The organism is Ensifer adhaerens (assembly GCF_001270265.1).
GTDB classification, from domain to species: Bacteria; Pseudomonadota; Alphaproteobacteria; order Rhizobiales; family Rhizobiaceae; genus Ensifer; species Ensifer adhaerens_B.
This window is the reverse complement of record NZ_LGAP01000036.1, coordinates 26501-47163: the sequence shown is the minus strand read 5'-3', so window position 1 is coordinate 47163 and position 20663 is coordinate 26501. Positions and strand designations below refer to the sequence as shown.

16 protein-coding genes are annotated in these 20663 nt (G+C 62.3%); 5 read left to right on the top strand and 11 right to left on the bottom strand.

The features are described 5' to 3' along the window. Positions 1 to 107: 107 nt before the first annotated feature. The gene (locus tag AC244_RS30845; RefSeq protein ID WP_063934177.1) at positions 108 to 344 is read left to right on the top strand and encodes a hypothetical protein; all 237 of its coding nucleotides are present in this window, start codon (positions 108 to 110) and stop codon (positions 342 to 344) included. 182 nt (positions 345 to 526) lie between these two features. Here AC244_RS30845 and AC244_RS30840 read toward each other — a convergent pair whose 3' ends face one another. The 9 genes from AC244_RS30840 to AC244_RS30800 all read right to left on the bottom strand — a co-directional run bounded on the left by AC244_RS30840 (position 527) and on the right by AC244_RS30800 (position 13121). Then, positions 527 to 2104, bottom strand: coding sequence for an ABC transporter substrate-binding protein (locus AC244_RS30840; RefSeq protein WP_053252642.1), 1578 nt, complete (start codon positions 2102 to 2104; stop codon positions 527 to 529). Positions 2105 to 2163: 59 nt separating this feature from the next. Further along, complete coding sequence (locus AC244_RS30835) at positions 2164 to 3258, bottom strand: DUF917 domain-containing protein (protein WP_053252641.1); 1095 nt, start codon at positions 3256 to 3258, stop codon at positions 2164 to 2166. After that, the gene (locus tag AC244_RS30830) at positions 3255 to 4385 is read right to left on the bottom strand and encodes a DUF917 domain-containing protein (RefSeq protein ID WP_053252640.1); all 1131 of its coding nucleotides are present in this window, start codon (positions 4383 to 4385) and stop codon (positions 3255 to 3257) included. Before AC244_RS30830 ends, AC244_RS30835 begins: the two co-directional genes overlap by 4 nt. Further along, positions 4378 to 5937, bottom strand: a complete 1560-nt coding sequence (locus AC244_RS30825; RefSeq protein WP_053252639.1) for a hydantoinase/oxoprolinase N-terminal domain-containing protein — start codon at positions 5935 to 5937, stop codon at positions 4378 to 4380. Before AC244_RS30825 ends, AC244_RS30830 begins: the two co-directional genes overlap by 8 nt. Before the next feature lie 49 nt (positions 5938 to 5986). Then, on the bottom strand, positions 5987 to 7654 hold the full coding sequence (nikE, locus tag AC244_RS30820) for a nickel ABC transporter ATP-binding protein NikE (protein ID WP_053252638.1): 1668 nt from the start codon (positions 7652 to 7654) through the stop codon (positions 5987 to 5989). Positions 7655 to 7658: 4 nt separating this feature from the next. Beyond that, entirely contained in the window at positions 7659 to 8519 is an 861-nt protein-coding gene (locus AC244_RS30815; RefSeq protein ID WP_053252637.1) for an ABC transporter permease, read from the bottom strand. Next, positions 8519 to 9547, bottom strand: a complete 1029-nt coding sequence (locus AC244_RS30810; RefSeq protein ID WP_053252636.1) for an ABC transporter permease — start codon at positions 9545 to 9547, stop codon at positions 8519 to 8521. Before AC244_RS30810 ends, AC244_RS30815 begins: the two co-directional genes overlap by 1 nt. 185 nt (positions 9548 to 9732) lie before the next feature. Continuing rightward, positions 9733 to 12099: a helix-turn-helix transcriptional regulator gene (locus tag AC244_RS30805; protein WP_053252635.1), complete on the bottom strand. Its 2367-nt coding sequence runs from the start codon at positions 12097 to 12099 to the stop codon at positions 9733 to 9735. Between the two features lie 122 nt (positions 12100 to 12221). Further along, the gene (locus AC244_RS30800; protein WP_063934176.1) at positions 12222 to 13121 is read right to left on the bottom strand and encodes a LysR family transcriptional regulator; all 900 of its coding nucleotides are present in this window, start codon (positions 13119 to 13121) and stop codon (positions 12222 to 12224) included. A 110-nt stretch (positions 13122 to 13231) separates the two neighbouring features. On the opposite strand from AC244_RS30800, the gene AC244_RS30795 reads away from it, so the two are divergent. The 4 genes from AC244_RS30795 (at position 13232) to AC244_RS30780 (ending at position 18081) form a co-directional block, all read left to right on the top strand. Further along, the gene (locus tag AC244_RS30795) at positions 13232 to 13942 is read left to right on the top strand and encodes an SDR family oxidoreductase (protein ID WP_053252633.1); all 711 of its coding nucleotides are present in this window, start codon (positions 13232 to 13234) and stop codon (positions 13940 to 13942) included. Between the two features lie 427 nt (positions 13943 to 14369). After that, complete coding sequence (locus AC244_RS30790; protein WP_053252632.1) at positions 14370 to 15422, top strand: isopenicillin N synthase family dioxygenase; 1053 nt, start codon at positions 14370 to 14372, stop codon at positions 15420 to 15422. Positions 15423 to 15464: 42 nt separating this feature from the next. Continuing rightward, entirely contained in the window at positions 15465 to 16826 is a 1362-nt protein-coding gene (locus AC244_RS30785) for an O-acetylhomoserine aminocarboxypropyltransferase/cysteine synthase family protein (protein ID WP_082367279.1), read from the top strand. 226 nt (positions 16827 to 17052) lie between these two features. Continuing rightward, complete coding sequence (locus tag AC244_RS30780) at positions 17053 to 18081, top strand: NADP-dependent oxidoreductase (protein WP_053252631.1); 1029 nt, start codon at positions 17053 to 17055, stop codon at positions 18079 to 18081. Between the two features lie 41 nt (positions 18082 to 18122). Here AC244_RS30780 and AC244_RS30775 read toward each other — a convergent pair whose 3' ends face one another. Continuing rightward, a complete protein-coding gene (locus AC244_RS30775) occupies positions 18123 to 19892 on the bottom strand; it encodes a tetratricopeptide repeat protein (protein ID WP_053252630.1) in 1770 nt (589 codons plus the stop codon). 219 nt (positions 19893 to 20111) lie between these two features. After that, positions 20112 to 20387, bottom strand: a complete 276-nt coding sequence (locus AC244_RS30770) for a hypothetical protein (protein WP_053252629.1) — start codon at positions 20385 to 20387, stop codon at positions 20112 to 20114. Positions 20388 to 20663 lie beyond the last annotated feature (276 nt).

Here is a 20663-nt window from a genome sequence, read left to right as displayed (position 1 = left end):
CCATGCAACGTGTGTCACGCTCGTGTCACGCGCGCTGACAAAAAGTCACGCTATGATTTGACATGTTGAAGTGGATCGCGCTGATCCGCAGGGAACTGGGGAAAATCATGCAATCTTCGATCGCCATGTCCTTTGAACCTGAAGACAAGGAAAAGGAGCTGCTGGCGCTGGCCCGCCTTGTCACCTACGCACGCGATTCTTCGCGCACACTGAATATCGAAGGCGTTCAATATTGCCTCGAGCTGGCGCTTGCCGCTCTGCTCAAGGAAGTCGAGGAATGCGGCGACAAGACCGCACTGCTGACCAACGAACTCATGAGCCGCGCCAGCCTCGGAAACTGCTGAGCAGGCGGGGTCGATATCAATTTCGCCGGTGGCACAGAAAGGGCCCTGCTTTGCGCTCCCGCAAAGCAGGGCTTTCCATTTAAAGTACGCTGCACCCGAACGGATTCATGTAACCTGCTTCAGGTCTTGGCTTTTTCGCATGCCGTTTTCCCGAAACCGCTGCACACGTCGGGCGACATGCGTTAGTCGGCTTGGCAATCCCACCAGAAGCGCGAGAAGTTCAGGTCCCAGCTTTGCATCGGGATGTAGGCGTAACCCTGCAAGCATTTGCTTGCCGCGTAACGTTGGGACTCCACCGTCAGGAACACATCAGCCTGCGCCTCGGTGACCTTGCGTTGGATCTCCTTGTAAAGGTCATTCTGCGCTCTGGCATCCAGCGTCTCGCGTGACTTGTCGATCAAGGTATCGACTTCCGGATCCTGCAGCCACTCCATAGAGGCCCAGGTGCCTTTCGCCTTGGAGTGATACTGCACGTAGAAGACGCTGTCGGGCGACGGATACGTCGGGCCGTAGAAGACCTGGGTGGTCGCAGGCGTCGTCTCCACCTTGGCGGCCAGTTCGGTGATGCGGTTCCAAGGCTCCGGCTTGATGTCGAGCTCGATGCCGATCTGTTCGAGATTGGCCTGCATCAAGAGCGCGATGTCTTCTTCGAAGGCCAGACCCGTGACGTAGGTGTGGCTGAGTTTGATCGGCCCCTTGCCGGCATATTTCGACTTGGCAAGCTCTTCCTTCGCCTTCTCCAGGTTGTACTCCGGTGCGGGCAGGTCGTTGAGATAGGCATCCTTGAACACGGATGCCAAAGGTCCGTTCATCGGCTCGCCCGGATGTATGACGTTGCGCACCGTCTCGTAGTCGGTTGCAAGCGCTATCGCACGCCTGACGTGAATATCGTCGGTCGGTGGGATTTTGGTGTTCATCTTGATGTAGAAGCCGGTCGCCGTCGTGCCGCGCAAGATCTTGTAGCCCGGCATCTTCTCGATCGCCTCGAAGGTCTCGTTCGCCTGAGCGCGTGCCGACATGCCGAGTTCGCCCTTTGCCGCAAGCGCCTTCACCGTTGCTTCGTCATGGGTGATGACGAAACGGATCTCGTCGATCGGCTTACCCTTGGTCCAGCCGCCGTGATAGCCCTCGTAGCGATTGACGACCATCTGCGAGGCGCGCTGCCAGGATGACAGCATGTAAGGCCCAGCGCCGGCCGGATGATCCGTCAGGTAGTCCGTGCCCCATTCCTCCTTGCTGTTTTCCCGGATCAGCTTTTCGTTGAGAACGAGGATCAGCGGCGTGTTGCTGATGAACGGTGCGTAGACTTTCTTCAGCCCGATCTCGACGGTCCTGTCATCGACGACTTTCAGTTTGGCCGGATCGACGATATCGGTGAAGAGGTAGGATGGACCTTCGTTGATCGCGAGCAGGCGCTTGACGGTGTAGACGACATCGGAGGCCTTGACCGGCGTACCATCCTGAAATGTCGTACCTTCCTTCAGCTTGAAGGTATAGGTCTTGTCGTCGTCGGAAACGCTCCAGCTTTCGGCAAGTTCCGGCACCACGGAACCGTCCGGGTTCACGGTCGTCAGGCCCGAATAGAGGTTCACGGCCGCCATGTATTCGGTGTAGTCGTTGATCTTGCCGGGATCGATGGTGCCGAATTCCTGCGTCGCGTTGACGACGATCGACACCTTCTCCTGAGCCGCGGCCGGGGCGGTGAGTGCCGTCGTCTGCACCAGCCCCAGAAGCAGCCCTGTGATGAGTGTTCTCTTCATGTCTCAGTTCCCTTTTCGTTGATTGTCGTTGATTTTCATTGCTTTGGGTGCGGTCGCCGTCAGGCGGCCGGATTGAGCGCCTCGACCGGTTCGTAGGCGTGGTCGTAACCAAAGTATCCGGGGCCAGCGAGTTCGAGCCCCTTCGCCGTCCGCCACTGGCGATCGCACGGAAGCCCGGTGAATTCGACCGTCAGGCCGTAACGCAGTTGTTCGGTCGTGACCGGCAGTCCGCCATCGGCGTCGAGCGCGCAGATGAGATCCGGCGTGGACGCGATGACCTGTCCGCCGTCGCTACGGGCGACCAGAAACTCGTTCTGGAACGCGACTTCGAACGTGCGGCCAGCAAAGCCGTCGATTCCCTTGAGCACGGCCCTGCCCCGCGCAAAACCGCCGGTCGTCGCCCGGTCGACGTCGACGACCCGGCCGGTGAACAGATGCCGCCCATCGAACTGCTCGCGAAGCTCGATACCGGGGTGGCGCTTGGCGGCGCGCTCGGCGGCAATCGTCTCGCCGATGCCCTTAATGAGACTGAGCGTGCCGCGCAGGATCCCTGCCTTCATCTGCGCCCCGGTCATCGGATAGGCAGCCACAAGGCTGGCACCGCCCATCTGGATCGCCTGGACGCGAGCCAAGCGTTCGGTCCACAGGTTCGAGACCGCATTGATGATCGAGCTGTTGCCCTTGTCGTCGGCATGAACCAGCGGCGTGGCGCTGATGTCATGCATGGTGAAGCTCACCATCTGCAACTCAGGGAAAGCCCGGCCCATGCCGTCGCCGTCGATGAGCGGCAGGCCCGTTGCGGCGGCCACTGCAAACGGGATGGTCGAGTTCAGACCGCCGGCCTCCACGCAGATCAGGGCATCGGCCTTGCGCCCGAGAAACCTCTCAAGCTGGTGCAGCGCCTCTAGCGCTTCGTCACCGCGCGGCAGCTTCTCCACCATCACCGTCGGCGCCCCCATCATGAAGACGGGAACACAAAGCGCGTCATCGGCAACAGCTTCGGGCTGGACCACACGGACAGGGCCATTCGCCTCGATCGCGGTCCTGGCCATCAGCTTGCCGATATAGGGATCGCCACCGCCGCCGGTGCCGAGATAGGCACCGCCGATGGCGATCGCCTCCATGTCGGCAGCGGTAATAAGCTGCTCGGTCATGGCTGCATCTCCTCGATCGGCCGGAAGGTGATGTCGTCGAAGCCGAAGGCTTTCGGGCCGACAACCTCAAGTGCCGCGGTCGAGCGCAGCAAGGAGTGGCACGGCAACGCCACGATCGCGACCCGTTGGCCGTAGCGCAGCATTTCGGTGGTGATTGCGTTGCCGCTGTCGACATCCAGAACGATGATCAGATCCGGCACCGACACTTCGACCTCGCCATTGCGGCTGAAGACAAGGTTTTCGTTCTGGATCATCACCGAGGCGGTATCGCCGTTGAAGGCGTCGATGCCGGCAAGCTTGGCCTCACCGATGACGAAACCGCCACGCAGGTGGCGTTCGAGATCGACGATCTTGCCGGAAAAGACCTGACGGCCGTTTTCCTGGGCGCAGATGGCCGCCACGGGATCGGCGTGCTCACGCCGCGCCTTCAGCACCGCGCGTCCGAGTGAGACCGCCTGGGTGTAGGAATGCGGGATCGAGTACTTCTTGAGGAAGGCCCCCGTCATCGGCGCCGAGGCAAGCGTCGAGGCGCCGCCTTGCGAGACGACGCAGGCACGCGCCATGCGCTCGTGCCAGAGTTCGGATGCCGCATGCTGGAACAGGACGACATTGCCGTGCAGATCGCACATGACGCTGGGGGTCGAGCGGTGACCGTAGATCGAGAAGGTGGTCATCTGCATTTCCGGGAAAGCGCGCCCCATGCCGTCGCAATCGACAACGGGCAGGCCGGCGAAGGCGGCCGCGATCAACGGCTCCATCGAGTTCGCACCGCCAATTTCCTCGCAGACAATGGCGTCAATTGCGATTCCGAGATGCTCTTCGAGTGCGCGCACGCAACGCAAACCTTCGCGCCCTTCCTTCAGTCGCTCATAGGCGACGACCGGTGCGCCGATCCCACCGAGCGAGATGCAGCGCGCGTCGTCCGCCAGCCGGTCGAGCGGCAGGATCGACAGGTTGTAGCCGCTGCGCATCGCGAGCCGCGCCCGCAGCTTGCCGATATAGGGGTTGCCGCCGCCGCCGGTGCCGAGAATGCCGGCGCCGATTTCCAGCGCCTCCAGATCCTCTTCGTCGAGCACCCAGAGATCGGACGGATCGTAGTTCAGGGCCTTCAATGCACGCTCAGCCATGGAAGCCTCCCATCTCGCCGACGACCTTGACGTGGATGCGGGTGGCATTGCCCGGCAGATAGGCAAGCGGCACGTCTTCCCGCTCGATCACCTGAATGGTTTCGGCAATGGCGCCGGCCGAAAGCGCACGTTCCGTCGCTTCCTGCTCTGCCTGCTTCAGGCAGATTTCGCGGGTCAGGCCCTTTTCAAGCGCAAAGACGCGATCGACTTCGCCGCTGATCTGAGCGATGGCCGCACCGACGGCGTTGGCAACGGCGAAGTTCTCAGGGCGGATGACGTCCAGATCTCCAAGCCTGTCCGGCATCAGGATCGAGCCGCCTCCGACGGCGATGACAGGGATCGGATCGGCCGAGACGCGGCTGCGTTCGACCGAGTTCTCAAGCATCTGCACGATCCTGGCATGGGCCTTTTCGGCCAGCGTCCGATCGAGATGCGCGACCTTCGACGCATCGCCGATATCGGCCTTGCCGAGTGCGACGGCGATATCCGTCGTCGTCAGGGTCTGGCCGCCGAAGACCAAAGCATCCTTGGCGATGCGATAGCCGACTGATTGCGGACCGACCGTCACCTCGCCATTGGCGAGCTCGCGCACCAGCGAGCCGCCGCCGAGACCGATCGAGAAAACGTCGGGCATGCGGAAGTTGGTGCGCACACCGCCAACGTCGACAATGGTCGCCGCCTGGCGGGGAAAGCCGTGGTGCAGCGCGCCGACGTCGGAGGTCGTGCCGCCGATGTCGACGACGATCGCTTCCTTGCGGCCGGTCAGGAACGCCGCGCCGCGCATCGAGTTGGTCGGGCCGGAGGCGAAGGTTAGGACCGGAAAACTTCTGACGGTGGCTGCCGCCATCAGCGTGCCGTCGTTCTGGGTGATGAAGAACGGGCAGGAAAGCCCGGCGTCTTTCAGCGCCTTGGCGAAGGCATCCACCGTCTTGGCCGCAAGCGACAGCAGGCTTGCGTTCATGATGGCGGCGCTTTCGCGCTCCAGGAGGCCAATGCGGCCGATATCGCCGGAAACGACGATCGGGAGGCCGGGGCAATGCTTCTCGATGACAGCCTTGGCGCGCTGCTCCATCTCGGCATTGATCGGGCTGAAGACGCAGGTGATGGCCGCCGCCTTGACATTCTTGAGGCGGATGTCGGCGGCAATGCGGACCAGCTCCTCTTCATCGAGCGGCGCGATGGCACGGCCGTCGAATTCGTAGCCGCCGCGCACCAGGTAGGTGTGATGGCCGACGGCCTCGGCAAGATCGTTCGGCCAGTCGACCATCGGCGGCAGGCAGGCGGTCGCCGGCAGGCCGAGCCGGATGGCGGCGACGTGGTTGATGTGCTTGCGCTCGATCACCGCATTGGTGAAATGCGTCGTGCCGATCATCACGGTGCTGATCTTGGACCGATCGATACCGGCCTTGGCGATCGCACCCTCCAGCGCCTCGATGACACCTGTCGTCACGTCTTCCGTCGTCGACGCCTTGACGCCCGACAGGACGTGCCGTCCTTCCATGATGACGGCGTCGGTGTTCGTACCCCCGACATCTATTCCCAATCGGTACACGGACAGTCTCCTTGTTGGCGGGCCTTCGGCCCTGTTTCCTCGTTCGGCCTCAGGCCGTTGATCTCACCAGAAAGCGCGCTCTCTCCTCGACGCTTACAGTGGGTTTCAATGCTTCCTCCTCGTCGCTCATCACCGGGATCGCCGAGATGAGCGCACGGGTGTAGGGATGGCGGGGATCGGCAAAGACATCCGCCGTTCGCCCCTCCTCGACGATCTCGCCCTTCAGCATGATGGCGATGCGGCTGCAGAAATTGCGCATCAGCGAAAGGTCGTGGGAGATGAAGAAATAGGTCAGCCCAAGCTCGTCACGCAGGCGCTGCAGCAGGGCGATCACCTGCTTCTGAACGGAGACGTCGAGCGCCGACGTCGGCTCGTCGAGCACGATGATCTTCGGTTCGGCCGCAAGCGCCCGGGCGATTGCCACGCGCTGCTTCTGCCCACCTGAAAGCTCGTGCGGATATTTCGAGAGGTAGGCGGACGGCAGGTTGACCAGCGCCATCAGCTCTTCCATCCGGGCCGTCGCCGCCTTGCCGCGCAGGCCGACATGGCTGAGCGGGACCGCCAAGGTCTGCGTCACCGTGCGCTTGGGGTTCAGCGACGTGCCGGGATTCTGGTAGACGATCTGGGTTAGCCGCTGCGATGCTCTTGCTTGCGCCGGCGAGCCGACGCTGATCGTCCCGGAACTCGGCGCAATCAGCCCCATCACCATGCGGGCAATCGTCGTCTTGCCGGAGCCGGATTCGCCCGCAAGCCCGAAGATCTCGCCCTCAGGCACCGACAGCGTCACCGGCTTGACCGCCTCGTGACGCTTCATGCGGCCGAGGAACGGCTTTTCGACATAGACCTTGCCGGCCGCTTCAAGTCTGATGATCGGCGCATTCGACGAAACCGGCTGATCGACCACCTTCGGTCCATAAAGCGGCGGGATCGCATCGATCAGATCGATCGTGTAGCGCTGCTGCGGCGCCTGGAAGATCTGGCGCAAGTTGCCGCTTTCGACGATCTCGCCATGACGCATGACGAAGACGCGATCGGCGGTTTGCCGGACAACACCAAGGTTATGGGTGATCATCAGCAGGGAAAGTCCCTCGCTGTCGACCAGGCGATTGATCAGCTTGAGGATCTCGTCCTGCGTGGTCACGTCGAGCGCCGTGCCGGGTTCATCGGCGATCAGCAGTTGCGGCTGGTGCAGCAGCGCAAGGCCGATCAGCACGCGCTGGCGCATGCCGCCAGAAAGTTGCGAGGGATAGGCGTCGAACACCCGCTCCGGATCCTGGAGCTGTACGCGGCGCAGGACGTCGAAGATGCGCTGCTTGCGGTCTTTCGCCGAGCTGCGCACACCCTCGCGCCGATCGGCATAAAACATCACATCGTCGAGGTGCCGGCCGATCCGGAAGACCGGATTGAATGACGACAATGGGTCCTGCATGATGATCGAGAACGCCGTGCCTTTCAGCGCCTCGCGCTCGCGGCCGGGCATATCGAGCACCCGCCTGCCGTCATATTCGATGTTGCCGCTTTCGATGCGGGCATTGTCCGGAAGCGTGCCGAGGATCGCCTTTGAGGTGACCGACTTGCCCGAACCGGTCTCGCCGATCAGCGCCACCCGCTCGCCCCTGCCGATCTGGAAGGAAACATCCTTCAGGATATGCTGGCGGCGGCCGTAGGTGGTGAAGGCGATATTGAGGTCTTCGACCTTGAGGAGAGGATGGCTCATGGTCTCAGGCCTCCACATCGAACATGTCGCGCAGCCCGTCGCCGAGCAGGTTGAAGCCGAGCGTGGCGTAGAAGATGGCAAAGCCGGGGGCCAGCACCTCCCACCACTTTTCCGGCAGGAACTGCCGGCCGTCGGCGACCATCGAGCCGAGGTCCGGTGTCGGCGGCTTCACGCCGAGGCCGAGGAAGGAGAGCGTCGCGCCGAAGAGGATGACGAAGGCGGCGTCGAGCGTGGTCTTGACCGAGATAACCGAGATGCAGTTCGGCAGGATCTCCTTGGCAAGGATATGAAAGTGGCTGGCGCCGGCGAGCCGCGCTGCCTCGATATAGTCTTCCGCCGCGATCGACTTCGTGACGCGATAGACAAGGCGCGCGTGCCAGGTCCACCAGAGCAGCGTGATCGCGAGCATGGCATTGACCAGGTTGGGCTCGAGCACGTTGCCGATGGCGAGCGCCATCACCAGCGGCGGGATTGCCAGCATGATGTCCGTGAAGCCGGTCAGGAGCCGTTCGGTCAGGCCGCCGGCATAACCGGCGATCATGCCCAGCGCCGAGCCTATCGGCACCGCCACGCCGAGCACGCCGATGACGAGCAGCAGCGACACGCGAAAACCGAAGACGGTACGCGAGAAGATGTCGCGGCCAGCCTTGTCGGTGCCGAACCAGTTGTCGACATCCGGCGGCATATGGCGGTTGCGGAAGTCGACGACGGCGCCGACATGCTCGGGAAAACGCGCGATCAGAGGTGCGAAGACGGCCATGACAATGACCGAGAGCACAATGAGCGCGCCGATGACGGCGGCTGGGTTTCGGCTGAACCGGTACCAGGTCATGTAGCCGGCGGACAAGCGGGTCATATCCTGCATCAGCGGGCCTCCTTGAAGCGAAGCCGCGGATCAAGGATGCTGATGATCAGGTCGATGACGAGATTGGCGGCGATGAAGAAAATGCCCGAGACGAGGACCACGGCCATGACGGCATTGAGGTCCTTCTGCAGGATGGCGTCGAGACCGTAGGAGGCAAAGCCGCCCCAGGAGAAGACCATTTCGACGACGAAGGCGTTGCCGATCAGCGAGGCAAATTCGAGCCCCATGATCGTCAATGGCGCGATCGACGAAAGCTTCAGCAGATAGCGAAACACGATGACGCGGTCCGGCACGCCGAAGGATTTAAGCGTCAGCACATGATCACGGCGCTGATGGTCGATCATTGCCGAGCGGGTGATGCGGGTGATCTGCCCGATGCCGGCCATTGCCAGTGCCAGCGCCGGAAAGACCAGATGCTGAAGCGCGCTCAGAAACACGTCGGGGCGGCCGGAAAGCAGGCTGTCGACCAACAGGAAGCCTGTCGGGCCAGCGGGCGCGCCGAGCTGGAAGTCGACCCGGCCGAGTGTGGGCCAGGAGGGGAAGTGGTCCGCGGCGATGATCTGCAGGGTCACGGCGAAGAGAAAGCTCGGTATGGTGACGCCGATGAGCGAGAAGAAGCGACCGCTATTGTCGATCCAGCTGTTTCTGTAACGCGCCGTCAAGACGCCAAGCGGCACGGCCACTGCGAAGATGATGACGATGGTGACGATCACAAGCTCGAGCGTCGCCGGCAGGAAGGTGGCGATGTCGGCGCTGACCTCCCGGTCGGACACGATCGAGCGCCCAAGGTCGCCGGTCACCGCATGGCCGACGTAGCTGACATATTGGGTGATGAGCGGCTCATCGAGCCCCATGCGCTGGCGGAGCTGGTCGACCTGCTCCTGGGTTGCGCTCGGACCGAGCGCCATGCGTGCCGGGTCGCCCGGCACGATGCGAGCGAGGACGAAAATCATAAGCGACAACACGAACAGCACCATGAGGAAGCCGACCGCGCGCCGCGCAAACAATGCGACGTAATAATTGCCCATTGGCAACCCTTTCCCCTCGGCCGGTTAGCGTCCGGCCTGTCTGCCGCTTTTTGCGGTCGAGGGCAGTTTCAAGCCGAAAGGGTCATTTGCACAACGGCTTGAAAGGCTAGGTTTTGACAAGAAAGGTATAGGTTTTCATCTCAGCCGCACGGAGGAATGCGCGTGCCGCGCGGACTGCAACCTAGTCAGGAAATGACGCCGAGCGCCTTTGCGGCGGTGATCGCTTCCCCCCGGCTGTTGCAGCCGAGCTTGCGATAGAGATTGCCGAGGGGGGATTTCACCGTCGCTTCACTCAAGCCCAGGGCATGGGCGATGGACTTGTTCGAGGCACCCTCAGCGATCATCAGCAGCAGACGCGTTTCACGCCGGGTGAGCCCGCTCTTTTCGCCGAGCGTCGTATTGGGCAGGCCGGTATCGCGCAGGCGCCGCAGGATCTGTTGCGCCATGGGCGTCGTCTGCAGGAAGTCGCTGATGCGTCGGTCGCCGGTCAACTCCCGCAGAAACTGGCGCTCCTCCGACAGCGGCGCAATAGTGCCGAGCCGCGCCGCATTTTCGAAGGTCTTTTGCAGAATGGCGCGCGCGCTGGTGAGGTTGTGCCGGCGACGGGCGACATAGGCCTGCCAGACCTCGATGCACAATCGCTGACGGCCCGTCAGGTTGAGGTTGCTCGCCAGCGCCGCAAGCTGCCGGTCGAGATGCACGCGACCCGGCATTTCGAAGACGATATGGCGTAGCCAGACTACAGCCAGTGCAATCTCGTCTCGGTCCTGCAGACGGGTCAGTTCATCGACGGCCGCTTCCACCCAGGTTCGATTGATGCGGGCCTGCACCGCCGCAAGCTTTTCCGCGGCTTCCTGCCAGCGGTTGCCGTTCTGAAGAATGACGGCATCCCTGACCTCGATCATCAGGCGAAACTGCCTGTTGTAGACCTGATAGGCGCGCCAGCGATCGAGGAAGCCTCGCGCGGCGATCATCGAAAAATGCTCGCTCAGCGCCTGGCTGCCGTATTGCAGCGCGAACTCGATCAGGCTCGGCCAGATCTCCCCATGCGAGAAATCATCCATCTCGGAGGTCAGGAAGCGCGCGAGCGGCTCCGGCTTGCCGTCCTCATACTCGACGCATGCCTGCAGCAGAGCCAGGAGGCGCGCGTCCATCGGGCTGTCAAAGGGCACGCGCGACAATTGTTCAGCAGCATCGGTCGCGTTCTTGCGGGCGCGCACGGCGTCGCCGCTCATCAGATGCATCATTGCCTGATGCAGGTTGATGTAGAAGCACAGGAGCGGCACGCCGGCGCGTTCATAATGGAAGAGTGCTCGATCGGCGATGTCCTGCGCGACGGCGAACCGCCGCCGGCGAATGTAGAATTCCAGGATCGAATTGTAGATGCTGCCGCGTTCCAGATCGGCGCCCAGCGGAAACTCAGACAGCAGCGTTGTCGATTGCTCCAGCAGATCGTCGCCAAGCACGACGTCCTCGTAGATGAGCATCACGAGGCGAAACGAGCGGAATGCGGCCGAGAACGCAGCACGGTCGCTCAGAACCTTCAGGACATTGTTGGCGCGCGATCCGTAACAATCGGCAAGCAGCCGCTGCGCGCGCAGGACCTCGCCGCGCTTCAGCGCCTGCATGGCAAGCGCCGTGACGATGCCTTCGTTCTGCGCGGCCAACTCGGCCGGAAACCCGGCGAGAACCCGGTCGAACGCCTCCGATCCGTGGAAGAAGATGTAATACCGCCCGAAAGCGGCGACGAAAGCGCGGACTGCCAGTTCGTGAAGCCCTGCCTGCTGCAGGACAAGGATCGCTTCCGTTTGCATGCCGTGCGCGGAATAGGCCGCCGAGATCGCCGGTACGCGGGCGCTGTCTTCGAGACGCTCGGCCAGCACCATGTCAAGCGCTGCGGCAAGCGCGCCACCGATGCCGCTTGCCTGCAGATAGGCGGGCACAGTTTCTTTCGCCCTGGCCGTCGACTTTGCAGGATGCCGGGCAAGGCTGAGCTGGACGAGCTCGGCATCTTCCATGTCGGTCAGGACATCGTTTGCCAGAAAGCGGGTGACTGCCGCCTCGTCTCGCGATTGCCGGGACAGCAACCCAACCAGAAACGGCCATCCTCCAGTCTCGGCCAGGAGCCGGCCCGCCTCGATCTTGCCATAGGACCCTTCGAGTTCGCCGGCTGACAAGCAGAGGTCACCAGCGCCGAGACAGAGCGCCTTGCCATACGCAATCGCCCGGTCCAGACCGCAGAGCCGGGTTCGCGGCCGTTTCGCAATGACGATACGTCGTCCCTCGTCCCGCCAGCTGGCAGGCAATTCGGCCTCATGGACGTCCGGCGGCACGTCCCAGAGCAGCACCTCGCCGAAGGTGTCGTCCTCGTCAGGAGGATGTGCCGAGCGCCATATCCGACATTGAAGCCTTGACGCCAGCTGAGACAACAGTGTCGACTTTCCCATGCCGGCAACGGCGTCCAGAACCGCGATTGGTTCGGCCGCGGTCACGATTCGCCGCAGAAGCTCGTCTCGCTGGATGTCGATCGCTTTGTGGGACGTATCAGCCATTCAATATCTGCCCAACGGGACCTGGGCCCGTTTATCGCCGAAACCTAGACAATGACGCTCGAGTTAGAAAGTCAGAATAGGCGGGCCGACCTGTATCGCTGGCGGTTTGCCGCCACGCCGTTCTACAAATCGCGAAACCGATCGACCAGCGCGTCGACCGCAAGGCGTACGCGCGGGGTCGTGCCAAGCCGATGCGGCCAGAGTGCATAAATCGGAAGAGGCGCCGGCGCATGGGCCTCGAGGACGGGAACGAGGCGACCGACGCCGATCTCATCGGCGACAATCCAGCGCGGCAATTGCACCAATCCATGTCCACGGCAGGCGGCGTCCGCCGTCAATGCATGATCCGCAATGCTGAGGGCGCTACGCACGCTGATATGCCTTGCCTGTCCGGATTCGGCAAACCGCCAGGTCTCTGCCGCCGGCCCACGCGATTGGGTCACGCAGAGATGCGCAGCAAGCTCCGAGGGGCGCGACGGCGTCCCGTGCTTCGCCAGATAGTCCGGCGCGCCGCAAACCGTCAGGCGCTGCAAACCGAGCTTTCGGACCATCAGGTCACTCCCGCCGGCAAGCTCGCCGACACGCACGCAAAGATCGATGTTCTCCTCGATCAGATCGACGAGCCGGTTGGTGAAGGCAATGTCGAGTTCGAGCTTCGGATAGTCGGCTGCCAAGGCGATCAGGCATGGCCCGGCAATGCGCCTGCCGAGTAGCTCCGGCAAGCTCACCCGGAGCCGACCGGCCGGCTCCTCCATGCGCGAGGCAAGCGCTGCCTCGACTGCTGCCAGTTCCGCCACCGCGCGCTCGCACCCATCGAGGAACACCCTGCCCTCCTCCGTCAGCGCCAGGTGGCGCGTGCTGCGGTGGAACAGGCGTACGCCCAGCTGCCCCTCGAGCCGGGAAACCGCCTTGCCCACCGTCGAGGTGGAAAGGCCGAGCCGCTCGGCCGCCTCGGAAAAGCTGGAGGACCGCGACGCCTGCATGAACGCACGGATGGCACTGAGATGATCGCCGGGAAGCATGGCACACTCCAGAATGCGGATCGCAGGTACTGCGATAAGTGCTCTCGTAAGCGATTTGCGTTCGCAGATATAGTGCGGATCAGGCATTCACATCTCAGGGAGCCGACAGAATGAGAAAGCAGAGAGTAGCAATCATCGGCGGCAGTTCCGGCATCGGTCTGCGCGTTGCCGAGCGCGCGATCGACCTTGGCGCGGAGGTGGTCATTGGCGGGCGCGACCCGGAAAGGCTGCAGCGCGCAACCAGCAGGCTTGATCCGGCCAGCCACGCCGTACTGGTCGACAACGTCGATCAAGACTCCCTGCGCCGCTTCTTCGAGCAATCCGGACCTATCAACCACCCCTTTACGCCAGACGCTTCCTATTCGCGCGGACCGATCGACAAGGCTTCCGACGAGGTCGCCGAAAGCTCCTTCCGATCGAAGTTCTGGGGGCAATATTACGCGGTCAGGCATGCCTTGCCGTATCTGGACAACAACGGGTCCGTCACCTTGATGGCAGGCGCCTACAGCGTCAGGCCGGCGGCCGAGGGTGCTGCGTACGGCGCCTGCAATGCCGCGATCGAAGGCCTTGGCCGGGCACTTGCCGTCGAGCTTGCGCCGATCCGGGTGAATGTCATCTCGCCTGGCACGATCGACAGCGACCTGTGGCGCCGTCAACCGGACGCCATCAGGGAGGCGTCGCTCTCCAGCTACGGCGAAGCTGCACTGCTGAAACGGGTCGGCACCACAGACGAGGTCGCGCGCACCGTCATTTACCTCATGGAGAACGGTTTCATGAACGGTTCGACGCTTTACCCCGACGGCGGTTTTGCATTGCGTTGAATGAAGCCACCGGGGAGCAACCTTGATTGGCGGCTCCCCGGCACGCCATTCAGACAAATATTCGGACTGACGAAAGCCGCGCCACCCTCGTCATTCCACGGTCACCGAGGTCGCATTTTCGCTTTGCTTCGGCATATCCGTCGCGACCTGCGCGTGCCGATCGCAACTTTATGCTGGCCATGCAGCGTCAGGGCGGGCGTGCGGAGATACTTTGGCCAACCGCAGCAGGATGGAAATTCTCGCGAGCCGGTCGTTGCCCAAATGCTTCTGCGCCTATGACGCAATTTTTAGTCTATATTTTCAATAGACAATATTGAATAAATGACTGCGACAGGTAGGCTTTCCCTCACCATTTGCGACCGGCCATTTCAGCGGTTCCGCTTCACACAGGTGATGACGGCACCGCCCGAGCGCCGCAGCACAGAAAATGAAGGAGCCACCATTGACCGACGCCAACTCATCCTTGCCCGTTCTCGATTTGACACGCTTTGCGGCGGGCCACCCCGAGCGGGCGGCGGCGCTTGAAGAATTGCGTTCCGTCGCCCGCTCGGTCGGCTTCTTCTATCTCGAAGGTCACGGTATTCCCCAGGAGCAGATCGATGGCGTCCTCGATCTCTCCAGGCGCTTCTTCGCCCTGCCGGAACAGGACAAGCTGGCGATCGAGATGCGCAAGTCGCCGCACTTTCGCGGCTACAACCGCGCCGGTCTGGAATATACCCGCGGAACGCAGGACTGGCGGGAGCAGGTGGATTTTGGACCTGAGCGCGCACGCCTCGAGAACAAGGCAAGCGATGCGCCGTGGAGGCGGCTGGTGGGTCCCAATCAGTTTCCGGACGCCCTGCCCGAACTGAAACCGGCAATCCTCGCCTGGATCGAGGCGGTGACCCGGCTTGGTATCCGACTGATCGAGGTTTTCGCCGAGGCGCTCGGACAGCGTGCCGATGTGTTCGAGCCGATCTATCGCGACGGCCCCAACCAGCTGCTGAAGATCATCCGCTATCCCGGCCGCGACAAGACCGAAAGCGACCAGGGGGTCGGCGCTCACAAGGACGGCGGTTTCGTCACCATCCTGCTTCAGGACGAAGTCGGCGGCCTTCAGGTCGACGACGGCAAGGGTGGCTGGATCGACGCGCCGCCGAAGCGCGGCACCTTCGTCATCAATGTCGGCGAACTGCTGGAACTGGCATCGAACGGCTACCTGCTCGCCAACATTCATCGCGTCGTCACGCCGCCCGCCGGCGGCGATCGCCGGTCGGTCGCCTTCTTCCTCGGCGCCAACCTCGCCTCCACCATTCCGGTTCTCGATCTGCCAACCGAACTTGCGGCCGAAGTCCGCGGCGTGACGCAGGATCCGCTCAACCCGCTGTTCCACGAGGTCGGGCGCAATGTCCTGAAATCACGCCTCAGATCGCACCCCGACGTCGCCGCCGCCCACCATGCCGATCTTGTCGAGCAGCTAAAGGCGCCGGTGCCGGCCTGATCGATCCTACTGCAACCACTCAAAAGCTGAAGGAAGCAATCCATGACGATCCATCAAAAGCCTGAGGAACCTGCAGTCGAAATCACGGCGCCGAGCGGCCTGCGCGATACGTCGCGGTCGCTTCAGCCCGAAACGCTGGCGCTTCATGGCGGCAGCTATCGTTTCGATCCGGTGAGCGGCGCTGTCGCCGTGCCGATCTACCAGACGAGCTCCTACCAGTTGCCGGGCACCGATGGTGCAGACAAGCTGTTTGCGCTTGAGGCTGCCGGACATCTCTACACACGCGTCTCCAACCCAACGCAAGACGCATTCGAGCAGCGCCTTGCTGAAATCGAGGGCGGTGCGGCGGCGCTGGCGCTTGGCTCCGGCCAGGCGGCGTCGGCGTTTGCGGTACTTAACCTCGCCCGCTCGGGCGACAATATCGTCAGCGCGGCTGGGCTCTACGGCGGAACCTGGGCGCTCTTTGCCTCAACGATGAAAAGCTTCGGCATCCAGGTGCGTTTCGTCGACGCGTCCGATCCGGAGGCATTTGCGAAGGCGACCGACGACCGGACGCGTGCCTACTACGCGGAATCGCTTCCCAATCCGAGCCTCGAGGTCTTCCCGATCGGCGAAGTCGCCGAGATCGGCCGCCGGTTCGGCATACCGCTGATCGTCGACAACACGGCGGCGCCCTTGACCATCCGGCCATTCGATCACGGCGCGGCGATCGTGGTCTATTCCACCACGAAGTATATCGGCGGGCACGGCACCTCTATCGGCGGCGCCATCATCGATAGCGGCGCCTTCCCGTGGCACGAACATGCCGAACGCCATCCCAATCTGCATGATCCGGATACGAGCTATCAGGGCAAGACATGGCTGGAAAAGGCCGCTACGATCGACTTTCATCCGTATATCCTGCGTGCCCGCGCCGTTCTGCTGCGCGACCTCGGCGCCGCGATCAGTCCACAGAATGCGTTTCAATTCATCCAGGGGCTGGAAACCTTGCCGCTGCGCATCCGCCAGCACAGCGAAAACGCCATCAAGGTCGCGGACTTCCTGCGCGCCCACCCCAAGGTGGCACGGGTGATCTTTCCGAAGTTCCAGGATGGAGAAGCCAAGGCGCGTGGTGAAAAATACCTGCGCAACGGCCACTATGGCGCATTGGTCGGCTTTGAATTGAAGGACGGACGCAAGGCCGGCCGTCGCTTTATCGACGGGCTGCAACTGCTCTACCACGTCGCCAACATTGGTGACGCGCGGTCGCTGGCGATCCATCCAGCAACTACCACCCACTCGCAGCTGTCCGAGGCAGACCAATTGAGAACCGGGGTGACGCCCGGCTATGTCAGACTGTCGATCGGCATCGAGCATCCCGACGATATTATCGCCGACCTGAAACAGGCGATCGACGCCGCCTAGCCCGGCGTGATTAACACTGCGCTCTTTGGCCCAACCGTCAGCAGCGGTTGGGCTTTTGACATCTTCGATGATCGGCTCAATGCTTGGTCAGTTCGAACATCCGGACCCAGGGTCAGAAGTCGCGGCTTGCCGTGTTGAGACACGCCCGCGAAGGTAGGCCCGACCAAAAACACCATACCCGCCATGCTGCCGCCGGACGCATACGTCCGCGGCGAAAGGAAACGCCATGACCGCCCAGAACACCCAGATCCTTCTCGCCGCCCGCCCGATCGGCAAGCCGACACAGGACGATTTCAGGGTCCGGCACGCAGCGATTCCTGAGCCTGCCGATGGCCAGGTGTCGCTGAAGATCATCTACCTGTCGCTGGACCCCTATATGCGCGGTCGCATGAACGCCGGAAAATCCTATGCCAAGCCCGTCGAGATCGGCGACGTGATGGAGGGCGGAACGGTGGCGCGCGTGGTGCGCTCGCGCCATCCCGAATTCCGCGAGGGTGATTTCGTGCTTTCCCATTCCGGCTGGCAGAGTTACGCGCTGTCCGATGGCGCGGGTCTGCGCAAGCTCGACCCGTCGGCGGCGCCGCTGTCAACCGCGCTCGGCGTTCTGGGGATGCCCGGCTTTACCGCCTATTCCGGCCTCCTGACGATCGGCAGGCCGAAGCCGGGCGAGACCGTGGTGGTTGCCGCGGCGAGCGGGGCGGTCGGCTCAGCAGTCGGGCAGATCGCCCGCATCAAGGGCGCACGTGCGGTTGGGATTGCAGGTGGCGCTGCGAAATGCGCTTTCGTTCGCGACGAGCTCGGCTTTGACGCGGTGATCGATCACCACGCGGCCGATTTTGCCGAACAACTGGCAGCCGCCTGCCCGGGTGGGATCGACGTCTATTTCGAAAATGTCGGCGGACATGTGTGGGACGCGGTGTTTCCGCTCCTCAACGATTTCGCCCGAATTCCCGTTTGCGGATTGATCGCGCAATACAACAACCGCCCCAACGAACAGACCGGTGCCGATCGCCTGCCGCTTGTCATGCGTGACGTTCTAAGCAAGAGCCTCCAAATTCGCGGCTTCATCCAAAGGGAGTTCGTCGACCAGCGCCCCGACTTTTATCGTGAAATGGCTGGATGGATTGCTTCGGGCCAGATTCGTTACCGGGAGGACATCGTCGACGGCCTGGAGAATGCGCCGACCGCCTTCATCGGACTGCTGGAGGGCCGCAACTTCGGCAAGCTCGTCATTCGCGTCGCCGACGAAAACTGAGGGCTGGAGCGGCAGCAAGTCTTGCCGCCATTGCCTCTGCTCTACGGATTTCCGGCAAGCCGGATACCGGCCTTGCCGAGACCATCTTCGATGAGCGCTGATAGTTCGGGCGCATAGCCTCTTTTGACCGGCTCTGCCAACAGCGAGATTTCGGTGGACCCCATCTGCGAGCGGACTTCCTCAAGTGCGCTGGCCGCCTCCTGCGTCAAGCCGAGCTGTCCGGCGACGGCCAGGCGCAGCAGATTGACAGCCCGATCCGACGAGTTTGCAAGCTGGCGCAAACGAAGCAGGGCCTCATCATAACGGCGCCCGCGATAGGCATCGAGTGCCAGCGTGAGGGCAGCATCGTGGTGCATATATTCGCCATTCGTTTCGGCCAGGCGCGCCAATCTGACACCTTCGGCCCAGTGACCCGAGATATACTGCAACAGGCCAAGTCTCGCCGGAATGGCTTCGTCCAGCGGATTGAGTGCGCTGGCGCGCTGGCCGGAAAGAAAGGCAGCCTCAATATCTCCCGCCGCAAAGCGCGCCATCATCTGTGCCACGTAACTCTGGCTCGCCTGAGGGGCGAGCGCGACGGCCCTGTCGGCAAGCTTCAATGCCCTGTTGCCGGTGATCGCTGAGGTGCTCGCCTCGCCCGTCGCCACGAGGATCATTGCCAGGCTTGCCGAGACATCCGGGTCGTTTGCCTTGTAGGCAAGCGACCGCTCGAGGCAAGCAAGCGCGCTCGCGAGATTGTCAGGGTCGGTCCGCGCCAAGGCCATATCCGCCTGCAACACACAGCCGTAACCGAGGGACGGTGCGGTGATCTGACGTGCCGCCTCCAGACTGGTGATGACACCGTCTTCGCCGGCAAGCGCGCGTGCAAGCCTCACCAGCAGCATCTGTTGAATCTCGTCGGCGTCGCCGCCTTCGTTCGGCACCTTCGACACACCGGAACGCAGAGCCTCGTTGCTTTGCGGGTCCACCACCTGCCAGGTGAGTTCTTGAACATCGTTCGCCATGGTGTAGTTGATCGACAGTCTGTATTCCTTGCTGCCCGCTAGCCGGACAGCCGGACCAGGCGCAACCCACCCCGTCACCGAAGCGACGTCGATGCCGGCAGGCTGTTCCTGCGCCAGCGTCCGCACCGAGGAGAACTGTGACAGCGCATGCACCAGATAGCCACCAGCTTTCCTCAGCTCCTGGTGATCCTTCGGCCGTTGCGGCTGAACATCGACAACGACGGTCGGCTTTTCGGACAAGACCGGCTTCCACGGGAAATGGTCGGCCGTCGAAGTGTAGAACGCGACCGCGATCGCCAAAACCCCGGCACCCCCAATGGCAACATTCGCCATCGATATACGGCGGCCGACAACGGCAGCCGAAGGCAATTGCGGCGCCGGCTCGGCGACACCAAGTGGCACCGTCGGCGAAGCGAGCAAGGCTTCCGACGGTTTGCCTTCTGCCCTGACGAAGAGCGGTACGTAGTTGCCCTTCGGGAGTTCAATGCGCAGGACGACTTCATCGCCAAGCGCCTCGTAATATTGTGCCAGGGCCGCGCGCAGTCGAGACGCTTCGACGCGCACGATCGGATCGGTCGCCGGGTCGAAAGAACTCGGCCGGGCGAAGACGTCGATCGCGATCGTATAGGCTTTTACCGACGCTGAACGCCCGGCGAAGAACTCGTCAACCAGGTATCGCAACAGCTTGCGGTGTCGCTCGGTCCCATGAAAGCGCGGGTCGCCCAACATGCGGTCGAGCTCGGCGCGTGCCGCGCGCTCGACAACAGTGCAGTAAGCCGCTCGGTCCGCGTCTTGTCCTGCGTTCATAACGCGCCCCCATTTACCTACAACCCAAAAGAGAGTGCAAATGCGAAGCGAACTCTAGATCACAGAACCGACAGCGGAAAGAAAAATATCGGGCCGCCACAAAACATTCTTCAATGAAATACCGGAGGCTCGAAATGAAACAACAAGTAAACTGGAAACCCAGTGAGATTACAGGGGTAACGCGATAGAAACTTCGATTCCGGGCGAATAAATTACTAATCATAACGGATTAGATTCACTGCCTGCACTGGATAGGCAGATCGAAATCACTTCTTCCTCGATCTCAAGACAGATGAGTTCGTACTCCGCCACCATCGAAGTATCCTGCGGATCACGCCGACGCTGCCGATCCAGCATGGAAGTCGCCTCGTCATATGCCTCGCAAAGGCTGGCGAGCGGCATGTTCTTGACGCTCAGGAGTTGCAACTGGCCGCGCAACGCCGGAAGCTTGAGCATCAGTTTCAACAGTCCGCGTTGCTTGGCTTCGTTGGGCATTGTGCTCTACCCGCTTGAACGATGATCGATGCTTCATGCCATGCCTGCGCACGAAGAACTCGTGCATGCCTCTTGCACAGATCCAGAGTGCCACCGCTCCCCTGATTGCCAACGTCGCGTTGAGACATGCCTGCCTGACGGATGCAGTCCTGGGTCAGGCAGATGACCAACTTCTGCCTATACCTCTCCAGTCCCACAAAATCGCAGGAACCGTTCGTTTCCGGAAGTACGTAACAGTAACATTGGCTCCGCGTGCTCGACCACGCCAGATCGCGG